Consider the following 13,206-nt stretch of genomic DNA (forward strand, 5'->3'; position numbering starts at 1 on the left):
TACTACTTTTAGGAGCGTTTTATGATCAAATTTTATTTTCACCATACACCTAACCCTATGAAGGTTGCTTTGTTTTTAGAAGAAACAGGGCTGCCGTTTGAACTTGTGCCACTTGATACCTTAAAAGGTGAGCAACACGCACCTGAGTTTAAAGCCATCAATCCTAACGCAAAAGCACCTGCCATTGTTGATGGTGAAACACGTGTGTTTGATTCGAACGCTATATTAATGTACCTAAGTGAAAAACACGGTAAGTTAGCAGGTAAGCCAGAGAATCGCGCCGAAATGCTTTCATGGTTAATGTTTATTGCATCGGGCCTTGGGCCGTATTCGGGGCAAAGTGTGCATTTTAGACACATGGCGCCTGAGGGGCTTGATTACGCAGTTAACCGCTACTTGCGTGAGGCGCAGCGCCATTACGAAGTGCTTGATGCACACCTTGAAGGTCGCGACTTTATAGTGGGCGATGAATACACTATTGCTGATGTATCTGCTTGGGGTTGGATTGATAAAGCGCCAGTAGTACTTGGTGAAGAAGGCCTAACGCCATACCCTAATTTAAAGCGTTGGTTTGAAAGCATTGATAGCCGCCCAGCGGTTGCGCGTGCACGCAAAATTGGCACCGATGTCGCCTTTAAAAAAGAGTTTGATGAAGAAGCCAAACGTGCGTTTTTCCCATCTAACTACCCGAAGAGCTAACGCTTAAAAAGTAAAAAAGGGCAATTAATATTGCCCTTTTTTTATGTATATTAATTGCTTAGCTTTATTATAATGCCACTAAGCTTTGCGTGAGCATTGCTTTAATTTGTTTAACTATGTTGGCTTCTGTTTCTGGTTCAAATTGTTGAATACGCGGGGTATGGATATGCCCAGTAGGAATGCTCGAATTTAGCGCGTCACGCAGGCGAATACTACGATACGATATTTCGTTAGACAAATAACCACCCCCGCCGCCATTTACCGCAACACTGTTTTTAAGCGCGCCGTATGAGCCGGCTTTAAAGGTTTTATTAAGTGTAGTTACTTCGCGGTTGTCGATTACTTTATATGGGCCTTTGGCGTTTTGCATGGCGCTTACTGGTAGGCTAAATTTTACAAACTCATTACCAGGCAGTGGGCGGCCATTTAACTTGGGTATAACAGGGCTTGTTTGCGTACCGCCGTAGACAATATTAGCGTTATCAGGCGCGGTTACGCTGCGGCGTTTACCAGGAAAGTGCTCTAAATCAAACTCGGTTCTGCCCATGCTAACCGTTACAACCATGTCGACGTTATTAAGTGCATAGTAGGGGGCAAGGAGTGATTCTATTATACCTTGGTCAAAGTCTTCGTAGCGTACTGGTACCATAACCGTGTTAATTTCGGCGCTAACGCCATTGTAATTAATAACTTGGCCGTCGAGTAACAATGCGGCGACCCCAGATGGGTTGCTTTGGTTGATATTTTTGTCGAGTAAAAAAGGGTCAAATCCGGTAAGTATAATTTTTTTATCACTGCCTGATGAAAAAGCTAAATCGGTGCGGCCTCGGCTGCCCTCTTCAAGCATGCTTAGCAGCGTATTTATTTGCGCGTCAGATAGCTCAACGTTAGCTGCGGTTGTACGTATTACTTTGCTTGAAAGCAAGCGCGCCCAGTAAAGTGCTCGGTCGTCGTAATTGTTAGTTTTAATGATGCGTTGCTTAGCGCTTTCCCACAGCTCAAAACTATAGGTTTGAATGAGCTGCTTTGCCTCTTTAAAGTTACTGAGTGCTTTAAACTGTTGCTCAAAGGTGGTTACTTCTTTATTAAAGGCGTTTAACACAGTAGGCATTGCTGTTTGTGCTTTGCTGATGCGTTGTTCTTCAACGGTGAGTGGATTACTTAAAGCTGCGAATGAAGAGGCCATTAAGCTGGTTGCTAGTAATACTTTGATCATGATACTCCTAATTAAGCCGTTGTTATTTGAGTAACTTACTATCCTACTATTAAACAGTGAGGGCAATTATTTAAAGTTGAATTAACTGATATCTGGTACGGATGGAATGTTACATTATTACATTTTTATGAATTTAGCAAAGCGCCGCACTTCTAGCGGGTTATTTCCTTTACTATAGATTTAATAAAAAAACACGGGAATAAAATAATGGTTTCTAGAAGAGAGTTTTTATTAAGTGCAGGCTCGCTTGCGTTTATTGGCTTATCGCGCAGCGCAATGGGTAACGTTGCTTTACCTGAAGTAACAACAAAGTTACCTGCTTATGGCCCATTAATAGCCGACCCTCAGGCCTTATTAGATTTACCTAAAGGCTTTAGTTATCGGGTTATATCGGCACTTGGCGATAAAATGGATGATGGTTTAGACGTACCCGACCGTGCCGATGGCATGGGTTGTATTGCATTAGATAACGAACGCGTAGCCCTTATACGTAACCATGAGTTACAACCTAAACACATTAATAAAGCGTCTGATTTAATTAGTAATCACAAAACCCCCTTAGCCTATGATTCATTTAAAAATGGTGTAGCTTTGCCTGGGGGTACTAGCCATATTATTTATAACTTAAAAGAGCAAAAACGAGAGCAAGAGTATTTATCGCTGTGTGGCACAATAAGAAACTGCTCAGGTGGTGTAACGCCATGGGGCAGTTGGCTAACCTGCGAAGAAACCGTTATGGATAAAAGCGATGGCTTGTCTCAATCTCACGGTTACATTTTTGAAGTACCAGCCAGCGCCAAAGGCTTAATTAAGCCAGAGCCATTATATGATATGGGCCGCTTTAATCATGAAGCCGCCGCAATAGACCCACAAACCGGTATTGTTTATTTAACTGAAGATAGAGGCGATAGTTTGTTTTATCGGTTTATTCCTCATCATCGCGATAAGTTAAATAAAGGCGGCACATTGCAAGCTATGGTAATTAAAAACCAGCCTCAGTTTGATAGCCGAAATTGGGATTCACCGGCCATGCCACTACACAGCGACCTTTTAGTTGAATGGATAACGCTCACAGACCCTAAAAGCCCAAATGATGACCTACGTAAGCAAGGTTATAAAAAAGGTGCAGCCTTATTTGCACGAGGAGAGGGAATACATTGGGGTAAAAATGAGCTTTATTTTTGCTGTACTAATGGGGGCAAAAAGCAGTTAGGTCAGGTAATGAAGTACACACCTTCAAAAAACGAAGGCACTGAGTTAGAGCAAAATGAGCCTGGTAAAATACAACTATTTGTAGAAAGTACAAACGAGTCGTTATACAACTTTGGTGATAATTTAACGGTAGCACCTAACGGGCATTTAATTGTATGTGAGGATCAATACACAGACACGGTGAATAACCATTTACGCGGGGTAACACCTAAAGGAGAGGTGTATAACTTTGCTAAATTGCATGCGCAAACAGAGCTTGCTGGGGCGTGTTTTTCACCTGACGGGCAAACCTTGTTTGTAAACGTATACATGCCAACTAAAACGTTGGCTATTACTGGTCCTTGGGATAGTTTTAAGCTTTAAAGTGGTAAAAATACAAACGCTTAGCATGCCTATACTAGGCGTTTGTATTTTAACAATCCTTGTAGGTTTACCAAATCCCTTAGCAAGCTTTAATCATCCTTGGTGCATTTACTACATCCTTTATGTAATAAGCAACGGGTCCTTGTAGTTTGCACTTCATCCTGTACCTACTTATGTAACGTATCCTTGTATCTTTATTAGTCCTTTAACTCTTATTAACATTCCTTGTATGGCAAAGTGGGTAATAAATTAATGATTTAGTTTACCTGCAGACGATTCAATGTGTGCACGTACAAACCATTGAAACTGCTCTAAGTCACCTAGCTGGCTGGTGATCATATCCTCTGATACTGGGTCTAATTCAGACAGCGTGCCAATGGCTTTGCGGTGGTCGGCGTTTACGCCACTGTATACTTTGTCTAATGCACCTAAATGCTCTACTACAAAGGCTTTACCTAATGAGTATTCTTCCCATGTGCGGCGATCTACAATTGACTTAGGTGTACCTTGTGGCGTACCGCCTAATGTAGCAATACGCTCTGCGATGGTGTCGGTCATTTCGCGAATAGCATCGACTTGTGGGTCTAACATTTCATGCACACCAATAAAGCTTGGGCCTACTACATTCCAGTGAATATGCTTTAAAGTAAGTTGTAAGTCTAAAAGCGCTACGAGTCGGTTATCGAGTGTTTCAATTGTTTTTTTTGCTGATTCGTTATCCATACCTGGGGCTGTAAATTCAATTGGGTGTTGTGAGTTACTCATAATGTCTCCCGTTGTGTAATTTGTTGTATGTAGCCATTGCTACCATTTAACTTGCAATACATGAAGCAAAGCCTATGCCTACCAAGTTTATTTTTTTAAGTTATTGATATTTAATGTTTTGTTTTTACTTGGGTACGTAAGGTTAAAAAGGGAGAGGCGTAGAATATGAATTTTATGCACTTATTTTTGTAAATTGTGCACAGTAATAAAAAAGCTGTGGCTGTTTATCGAAAGAGTTGAAATTTGTTTATGCTCAATAAGACATAGTCTGTGTAATACAGCTACCTAATGTGCTTAGTCTTACAATTCACGCCGTTATTAAATTGCCTTTAAAGCTCACCTTAATATTGCACGCGCTAAAACCTCTAAATAAAACCCAGTAAATAAGCTAAGCAAGGGTATACAAAATATAAAGGCGCTTATTTATTACCTGCGTAATGATTAATTCAGGTGTTTTATACAGGGCTAACGCTGCTCTTTTAAAGCCGCGCTACTGGGCTTTACTGCTTAGATTTTAAAAATCAGCCTTTGTGCTTATTTAATCTCTTTAGTTGGTGAATGCTCACTGATATACTCCCGCCGCATTTTAATTGGGGTTATGTAAATAAATCATGAATTTTTTAAAAACACTGTTTACAACATCTATACTGCTTTTGTCTCACTCAGCACTAGCAGAAAATTGGAGCGTCACACAGCTTCACACAAATTTTGGCGATGCCTTAAATCCCTTTACCGGGGAGTCGTCATTTACACGCACCTACACCATAGAGCATGCCTCAGAGCATGACTTAGGTGATAACTACTTTTTTATCGACTTTTTAAACGACAGCCTTAGTGATGGTTTTCAAGATACGGGTATATATGGCGAGTGGTACACAACACTTAGCTTATCAAAAGCCTTTGATACCTCTGTGCGTTATGGTGCAATAAAAGACACAGGTTTAGTGTTTGGTATAAACGCCGGTGAAGAGGGGTTAATGAAATATACCCCAGGCATCAAGCTCAGCTGGGATGCCCCAGGCTTTGATTTTTTAACAACTACTTTTGCAGGTTATATTGATGCCAACGGCGGCGTGCAAAAAGATCAGCTAGCCAAGCAAGACAACAGCATTTTTATAGACCTTGCATGGGGTGCACCTTTTACACTAGCTAGCCAAGCATTTTATTTTACCGGCCACGTAGAATATATTTCTGGGCGTGATGACGAACTAGGCAATAAAGTTAATGAGTGGTTGCTTGCTCAACCCGCTGTGCATTGGGATGTAGGGCAAAACTTTAATTTAAACCCGCAGCAGTTGATGGTAGGGGTAGAGTGGCGCTATTGGTACAACAAGTTAGGGACTAATAAAATAGAAAACCAGCCCTTTTTACATGCTATTTGGGTATTTTAAGCAAAGCTTGCTTTGCTAGTCTGATAAAAAAATAGCGCCTTTTGGCGCTATTTTTAGTCAGTGTGGTTGGAACTTTAAGTGGTTGGTTGTTACTCGTAACCACGAGGTTTTTTGGTTTTAATAACTGCAATATAAGCATGCCAACTGGCGTAACTAAGTAAAGGCATAATTACAATAAAGCCCGTGGCACCGGTAGCAAAACCAACAGCTACCAATAAAAATATACAAATTGACCATACCACCATAGCGGCAAAGTTAGTTTTTACAGCGTTCATAGAGCTTATTACAGCGGTCATAATATCTACTCGGCGCTCCATCATTATTTGTGGAGCAAAAGCAGAAAGCGAAAATACAGTCACCAGTAATACCCCTCCTATTATGCTGCCTAACGTTAAAAACGCCGATAACTCTTCCAAGGTGGGATTGGCGTGGCTAGGATATAAAGCATGCACAAGCGCAGCTAAACGCATCCAAGCAATCATGATAACCATTAGCATTATTGCAAAGCCCCATTCGCCTACTGGGTTTCTAAACATCGACTTTATAGAGTGGCTAAGTGTGGGTTTATGACCTTTTTCAAGCTCCCATGCTACATCGTAAAGGCCTGCCGCGAAGGCTGGGCCTATTAATGCAAACGCCACGGTTGCAGGCAGTATTACTAAATATGTACCTGTAAACATTGCCCAGTAAACAATAGCAACAGGAATAAGGGTAAATATTACCCCGTAAATAAGGCTCAATATGGGCGCACGGGTCATGTCTTTAAATGCCAGTGCTAGCCAGTGAAAAGCCGCAAATGTGTTTACCTTATTGCATTCAATGCAGCGGGCAAATTCAGAGTGTTTATTAATCGTATTTGTTGTTGGCATAACAACGCTCCTTAACAAGGTGTCTCTTAAAGGTTTAGAACACATTGGCTTTATTTACAAATTGAACAATATATACGCAATAAAAAATATTTTCGGTCAATTTATGTACTGATTTGTTTTTGTAACTGTTATTGGTGATAAAAATGAAAGGCAAATACAGCGAATAAGTAAAAATTCGTAATTTGGTTAATGAAAAGTTAACATCAAGTGTTTAATGTGATTTTATATTTACAACCAGTCTAACAGGAACAATAAAATGGACGAGATAATAAATAATATTGATGTAAATCAGTATTTGCCGGCAGCAGTAATGTGGGCAACAAATATTCTAATGGCAATTGTTATATTACTAATAGGCTTATGGCTTGCGGGTAAAGTGCGTAATATGATTATTAGTTTATGCCATAAATATACTCACTTTGATGACACGCTGTTTCGCTTTTTAGGCAGTATGGCGCGCTATGTTATTTTAGCGTTTGTATTTATTGCCGTGTTAAACCGCTTTGGTGTGCAAACAGCTTCAATAATTGCGCTATTAGGTGCGGCAGGTTTAGCTATTGGGTTAGCGCTGCAAGGTGCTATGTCTAACTTAGCTGCAGGTGTAATGTTACTTATATTTAGACCTTACAAAGTAAACGACTTTATTGAAGCCGCAGGGCGCTTTGGTAAAGTGACCGAGGTTGATATGTTTACAACTATTTTGCAAACGTTCGATAATCAGCAAGTTATTATCCCAAATAGCCAAATTTGGGGAGCGCAAATTATTAATCATTCGCATCATCCTATTCGTGGCGTAGATATGCACTTTGGTGTGGCATACGATGAAAACACCGACGCTGTTCGCAAAGTTATTGATAGCGTGCTTGAGGCTCATCCATACATACTAAAAGACCCAGCTCCTTTTGTTGAAGTAGAAACACTAAACAACAGCTCGGTAGACTTTTTAGTAAGACCTTTTTGTAAAGGCGAGCACTACTTCGAAATTTTATACACGGTGCCAGAGCTGATTAAAAAAGCCCTTGATGAAAACAATATTGAAATTCCATTCCCACATCGAAAAGTTATTTTAGTTAACGAGAATAAAGATTAAGGCTTAAGCCTAAGAGCACTTTATAAGTGCTCTTTTTTTTGCCTGAAAAAGTTACACACCTGTGTAATTTTTTCTTTTATAAATTACCTCAAATACTACTTTTTTGTCTGTACAGCCCTTTTTTACTAGGTTGGATGGCTGGTCTTTATTTTGCATTTGCATAGTCGCTTTTAGTTTTAAAGCTCATAAAAACTATCGACCCATTAAATCAAATTGTATGAAGGACTAAACATGGCTGAATCATTTAAATACTCAGGCAATAAAGGGCATGGTGGCGAATTACATCAAAAGGCTTCTGATGAATACCCAACGATGACCACCGCGCAAGGGTGCCCTGTTAGCGACGATCAAAACTCACTACGTGCAGGCAAGCGCGGCCCAGGTTTATTAGAAGATCATGTAATGCGCGAAAAGCTGTTTCACTTTGATCACGAACGCATTCCAGAGCGTGTGGTACATGCCAGAGGCTACGGTGCTCATGGTTATTTTGAAACCTACGATACGCTTGAAGATTTAACTTGTGCTGATATTTTTCAGCGCAAAGGTGAAAAAACACCGGTATTTGCACGGTTCTCAACTGTGGCAGGGAATAAAGGGTCTCCCGATTTAGCACGTGATGTTCGCGGGTTTGCTGTTAAATTTTACACCCAAGAAGGAAACTGGGATTTAGTGGGTAACAACATACCTGTATTTTTTATTCAGGATGCAATGAAGTTTCCTGATTTAATTCACTCAGCTAAGGCTGAACCAGACCGTGGTTTTCCACAAGCGCAAACCGCGCACGATAACTTTTGGGACTTTGTAAGTTTATCGCCTGAGTCAATTCATATGATTATGTGGGCCATGTCAGATAGAGCCATACCGCGCTCTTTACGCTTTATGGAAGGCTTTGGTGTTCATACTTTTAAATTTATTAATGCAAATGGCGATGAAAAATTTGTTAAGTTTCATTGGAAACCAAAAGCCGGTATGCAGTCAGTAGTGTGGAACGAAGCGCTTAAACTTAATGGTGCTGATCCTGATTTTCATCGTCGAGACATGTGGGAATCTATTGGTAAAGGCGACTTCCCAGAGTGGGAGCTTGGTGTACAAGTGTTTGATCAGCAATTTGCTGATGAATTTGAGTTTGATGTTTTTGATGCCACCAAGCTTATACCTGAAGAGCAAGTACCCGTAAAAATTGTGGGCCGCATGGTGCTTGACCGTGTAGTTGATAACTTTTTTGCCGAAACAGAGCAAGTTGCTTTTTGTACTCAAAACATTGTACCTGGGCTTGATTTTACACCCGACCCATTACTGCAAGGGCGTAACTTTTCGTATTTAGATACTCAAACCAAACGCTTAGGCGGCCCTAACTTTACGCATATTCCGGTTAATGCGCCTAAATGCCCAATGCGTCATTTTCAACAAGATGGCCACATGGTAATGCATAACCCTAAAGGGCGTGCTAACTACGAGCCAAACTCGTGGAGCGGCGATGAGCATAACCCCCGCGAATGCCCAGTGCATGGCTTTAAAAGCTCAAGCGAGCCAGAAGTAAGCGGTGGAGATAAGCTGCGTTATCGCTCAGAAACATTTAGCGATCACTACAGCCAAGCGCGCCAATTTTACTTAAGCCAAACAGAAGTAGAGCAAGCGCACATCCAATATGCATTTGTATTTGAGCTTTCAAAAGTAGAGCATGTGCCGATTCGCGAGCGTGTGGTTTCGCACTTATTAAATGTAGATAACACATTAGCGCAAGAAGTTGCAAAAGGCCTGCGCTTGAAAGATATGCCAGAGCCGGCTGAAGCTGCTATGCCAACGCGTAACGATTTACCTGTATCGGATGCGCTAAGTATTTTAAAAAATGCGCCAGATACCTTTAAAGGTCGTAAGTTAGGTATTTTAGTGAGCGATGGCTTTGATGCTGATATATTTAATTCGGTTACAAATGCCTTAGACGCTGAAGGTGCTAACTACGAAATTGTGGCCGCACAAGTAGGTGGTGCATGTTGTAGTAAAGGTAAGCATGTAGCAGCGGATCAAGTAATTAATGGCGGCCCTTCGGTGCTTTACGATGCGGTGATGGTACTTGCAACGCAAGAGGGCGCTAAGAAGCTTGCTGGTATTCCTGAGGCAAAAGACTTTGTGAGCGATGCGTTCGCGCACATGAAATACATAGGCTACACAAAAGATGCCATGGCATTATTTGAAGCCGCAGGGCTTGATGGTAAAGCCGACGATGGTTGGATAGATTTAAACATGCACTCTGCAGATAAATTTATTGAAACATTGCGCAATTTAAGGTTTTGGCAGCGTTAGAACAAAACGCTTTAGCAAATAATAACCACACCCTTTAAAGGGTGTGGTTTTTTTATGGCTAACTGGTTATGGTATTAACTCTAAACAGTAACTAATTGGATTTATTATGAAGCTTAAAGGCGCTTGCCACTGTGGCAAAGTAACGTTTAGTGTGAGCTCTAAACACCCTTATCCTTATAACTTATGTTACTGCTCTATTTGTCGTAAAACGGCCGGCAGTGGCGGGTTTGTTATAAACTTGAACGCACAATACAGCACGCTTGAGGTTACAGGGCGTGAACATATTACTATTTATCATGCCAAAGTGGGTGATAAAACCAGCCCCGCTGAGCGCCATTTTTGTAAACACTGCAGCAGTAACTTGTGGTTATATGATTCGCGATGGCCTGAGCAAGTTCATCCCTTTGCTGGCGCAATAGACAGCGAATTACCCGTACCGCCAGAGCGCACCCATTTAATGCTTGCTAGTAAGGCCAATTGGGTCACACCGCATATTCAAAAGAACGATAAACAGTTTAATGAATACCCCGATGAAAGCATTGCAGCGTGGCACCAACGCTTAAACTTAGAGCAATAATACGCTGGCTAAAGTGCACTGCATCGTACTTAAAAGGGCATAACCCACAGTTAACTGGGTAAAATTTTAATGATTAACAGTGCACTGTGAGGCGTTACTTTGGGTACAGTAATGAAAGTCGGTGTAGTAGTGAGATTGCGCAGGCTTTTTATTATATAAAATGTAGTCGTGCATTAGCTTGGTGCTCAAGCGGCCCATTTCAAAAGGGTTTTGCCCTATGTTAGCCGAAGAGAGACCCCTGCTTAACACATTGAGCTGTATTTCTTCTGTATCGGCAGAAACAATAATAATGTCTTTATCGGCAATACGTTGCTTAAAAGGCGCTAAGGCATTTACGTAATGAGGGTTAAATTGTGCAAACCCCGCCACAGCTAAAAAAATGGGTGGGTTGTCCATTTTTAATAAATGCATTAACTGCTTTAGTGACTCTTCGCGCTTACCTAAACTAAATAAGGGGCAGCGACTATGTTCGCGCCAGCCGTTTTTACCTGATAGGTGCGCTGTCGCTTGATCAGACAGCGCATACCTAACCCCTGCAATACGCTTGTTTAAATTAGGGGTTGTATGGTGCCCCGACTGCATGCAAAGCGTATTATTTGCTTTGTTGGTCAGTTTTTTTACTTGCTCGCCTAAGGCAACGCCAAAGTCGAAGTTGTTACTGCCTACGTAGGCTAGGCGGAACTGTTGGTGTTTTTCTAGCAGGTCAGAATCAAACGTTATAACAGGAATGTTTTTACTTTTAAGCGCCATTAATGAACGAGTGACCAAATGCTGAGAGTCGGTTGTTGCTACGATTAACCCATCTATTTCTTGGTCAACTAACCTATTAATGACCATAGATTGGCTACGAATGTCTTGAAAGTCTTTTGGTCCATCGTACTTGCATTCTATTTCAGGGTGCTCATTGCTAAATTGCAAACAGCCTTTAAAGGCTTGCTGATAAAAAGAGTCGTTTTTTGTTTTACCTACAATGGCAATCACAACTTTAGCCACGCTTTGGTGGGCAAATAAAGCACACCAGCTTAAAACTAAATACTTCAGAACTTTATACTTTTTAGCGGCTAGGCTAATTTTAGCTAACATTATAAAAGTCCTAAGCAAATAAAAGTAAGATATATATTACAGCTAGTATAGTTATTGACCACAAATTGGCTAATTTAATTATAGTGACTTAAATGAGTTAACACGTTGAAAGAAGTGTCTTTAACCTATAGGCTAAACACATACACCCATAAAAAATAATGGAGAGCGTTATGACTGTTTCAGCAATTCCCAAAGGGTTTAGTTCGGTAACACCGTACTTAATTATAGAAGGTGCTCAGCAAGCTATTTGTTTTTATCGTGATGCATTTAATGCGCAGTTAGTAATGCAAATGCCGCTGCCAGAGGGCGGTATAGCCCATGCTGAAATTATAATTGGCGACTCCCATATTATGATTTCGGACTCATGCCCAGATGAGTCATTTAAAAGCCCCAACGCACTTGGTGGCACACCGGTTAGTTTAATGCTTTACGTAGAGGATGTAGACAGCGTATTTAAAAAGGCAATTGAACTTGGCGCTACAGAAGTACGCCCAGTGCACGACCAGTTTTATGGTGATAGAGCCGGCACCCTACAAGACCCATTCGGGCATATTTGGACCATAGGCACCCATAAAGAAGATTTAAGTGAGCAAGAAATTAACCAACGAATGGCCGACTTAATGTCAAAAGAGCAAGATGCATAAAGCAGCTTGCCCTGCGTTTGAGCTAAATTGTTTACCCTAAATTTATCGCTAAATATTTTATTTCGTCACCGTTTATTTGCGGTAAAAAATAAATATCTTGGTACTTAAAATATTGTTGATCGTTAATCGTGACTGCCTCTGCCGAAATAGGGAGGGTGTCGTAGGTTTGCCCTAAATCATAATTTTTAGCACTGCCTACCTTAATAGCCTGATTAACCACTATTTTAGGCTCATCAACTACTCTATAGCCATTATTATCTGCCACGTAATATACATTTTGGTAGGTATAGTAAGTGGTATTATGGCGTTTAAAGTGTGAATAATGCCTTGGTAGAGAGCGTATTCTTAAGCCTCTTGGTGGCTTAACTACGTGGTAGCCTCTTTTTGCTTTTCTGTAGTAAATACCATCACTAAATGTAAACGTAATGCCATTAAATCTGATTGAAGCACTATTGCGCGGTAAATGATTAAAATAATGCCCAGGCCGGTAGGTCACTACGTTGTGGCGATTATGTTTAAAATAATTACGGGTGCGTTGCTGCTGTTTGTAATGGGCAACTTTGCGCTTTTGCTCTTTGCGGTGCTCGCGTTTGGCTTGTTTGCGCTCTTTACGGTCGTTTTTTTTATATTCTATACGCTGTTTTTTGTCATCGCGGCGCTCATCTCGTTTGTATTCGATGCGTTTTGCGCGCTCATTATTAAAACTTTTTGCGTGTTCTCGCTCATTGGGTGCTGCATATGCAGCGCCAGATACTGCACTTATGGCAAGTAGAGCAGGGAGTAATTGAGTCAGTTTCATACTAGTGCCTCGTGTATGTTGTTACATAACTGGGTTCAATACTAGCGCTTTAAACTGAATGGTAACTGACATGTAACCGATAACAGGGGCGTGTTTACAGCTTTTTACTAACGTTTACTGTTCTTGACACAAGCCAACGTTTTCTCACATTTTTGACGATTTTAGGAACTTTTAAAACGCTTTAAGTTGCGTAA

12 protein-coding genes are annotated in these 13,206 nt (G+C 40.9%); 7 read left to right on the forward strand and 5 right to left on the reverse strand.

What is annotated here, in order from left to right:
• The first annotated feature begins 21 nt into the window (after positions 1 to 21).
• Positions 22 to 699 (forward strand): glutathione S-transferase family protein, encoded by a 678-nt coding sequence (locus tag MSC25_RS14715; protein WP_248443828.1) that lies wholly within the window; start codon positions 22 to 24, stop codon positions 697 to 699.
• Between the two features lie 67 nt (positions 700 to 766).
• Here the strand turns inward: MSC25_RS14715 and MSC25_RS14720 are convergent, their stop codons facing one another.
• Entirely contained in the window at positions 767 to 1,915 is a 1,149-nt protein-coding gene (locus tag MSC25_RS14720; protein WP_096740145.1) for a hypothetical protein, read from the reverse strand.
• Positions 1,916 to 2,122: 207 nt separating this feature from the next.
• Between MSC25_RS14720 and MSC25_RS14725 the strand changes: the two genes are divergently transcribed.
• Positions 2,123 to 3,490, forward strand: coding sequence for an alkaline phosphatase PhoX (locus MSC25_RS14725; RefSeq protein ID WP_096740144.1), 1,368 nt, complete (start codon positions 2,123 to 2,125; stop codon positions 3,488 to 3,490).
• Positions 3,491 to 3,739: 249 nt separating this feature from the next.
• On the opposite strand, the gene dps is transcribed toward MSC25_RS14725, so the two are convergent.
• A complete protein-coding gene (gene dps / locus MSC25_RS14730; RefSeq protein ID WP_004587573.1) occupies positions 3,740 to 4,255 on the reverse strand; it encodes a DNA starvation/stationary phase protection protein Dps in 516 nt (171 codons plus the stop codon).
• 611 nt (positions 4,256 to 4,866) lie between these two features.
• On the opposite strand from dps, the gene MSC25_RS14735 reads away from it, so the two are divergent.
• Entirely contained in the window at positions 4,867 to 5,646 is a 780-nt protein-coding gene (locus MSC25_RS14735) for a nucleoside-binding protein (RefSeq protein ID WP_055252763.1), read from the forward strand.
• 89 nt (positions 5,647 to 5,735) lie between these two features.
• Here MSC25_RS14735 and MSC25_RS14740 read toward each other — a convergent pair whose 3' ends face one another.
• A complete protein-coding gene (locus tag MSC25_RS14740) occupies positions 5,736 to 6,515 on the reverse strand; it encodes a DUF2189 domain-containing protein (protein WP_064386430.1) in 780 nt (259 codons plus the stop codon).
• Between the two features lie 256 nt (positions 6,516 to 6,771).
• Here MSC25_RS14740 and MSC25_RS14745 point away from each other — a divergent pair, with 256 nt between their 5' ends.
• The 3 genes from MSC25_RS14745 to MSC25_RS14755 all read left to right on the forward strand — a co-directional run bounded on the left by MSC25_RS14745 (position 6,772) and on the right by MSC25_RS14755 (position 10,486).
• Positions 6,772 to 7,605 carry a mechanosensitive ion channel domain-containing protein gene (locus MSC25_RS14745; protein WP_024033254.1) on the forward strand — a complete coding sequence of 278 codons (834 nt, stop codon included), beginning with the start codon at positions 6,772 to 6,774 and terminating at the stop codon, positions 7,603 to 7,605.
• A gap of 231 nt (positions 7,606 to 7,836) precedes the next feature.
• Positions 7,837 to 9,909, forward strand: coding sequence for a catalase (locus MSC25_RS14750; protein WP_248443829.1), 2,073 nt, complete (start codon positions 7,837 to 7,839; stop codon positions 9,907 to 9,909).
• 106 nt (positions 9,910 to 10,015) lie between these two features.
• Positions 10,016 to 10,486 (forward strand): GFA family protein, encoded by a 471-nt coding sequence (locus MSC25_RS14755; protein WP_248443830.1) that lies wholly within the window; start codon positions 10,016 to 10,018, stop codon positions 10,484 to 10,486.
• A gap of 66 nt (positions 10,487 to 10,552) precedes the next feature.
• Here the strand turns inward: MSC25_RS14755 and MSC25_RS14760 are convergent, their stop codons facing one another.
• Positions 10,553 to 11,569, reverse strand: coding sequence for a substrate-binding domain-containing protein (locus tag MSC25_RS14760; protein ID WP_248443831.1), 1,017 nt, complete (start codon positions 11,567 to 11,569; stop codon positions 10,553 to 10,555).
• A gap of 170 nt (positions 11,570 to 11,739) precedes the next feature.
• Here MSC25_RS14760 and MSC25_RS14765 point away from each other — a divergent pair, with 170 nt between their 5' ends.
• On the forward strand, positions 11,740 to 12,213 hold the full coding sequence (locus MSC25_RS14765; protein WP_004588872.1) for a VOC family protein: 474 nt from the start codon (positions 11,740 to 11,742) through the stop codon (positions 12,211 to 12,213).
• A gap of 31 nt (positions 12,214 to 12,244) precedes the next feature.
• Here the strand turns inward: MSC25_RS14765 and MSC25_RS14770 are convergent, their stop codons facing one another.
• Positions 12,245 to 13,012 (reverse strand): DUF6515 family protein, encoded by a 768-nt coding sequence (locus MSC25_RS14770; protein WP_004588873.1) that lies wholly within the window; start codon positions 13,010 to 13,012, stop codon positions 12,245 to 12,247.
• Positions 13,013 to 13,206: the final 194 nt, after the last annotated feature.

The organism is Pseudoalteromonas sp. 1CM17D, assembly GCF_023161805.1.
Taxonomy (GTDB): Bacteria; Pseudomonadota; Gammaproteobacteria; order Enterobacterales; family Alteromonadaceae; genus Pseudoalteromonas; species Pseudoalteromonas atlantica.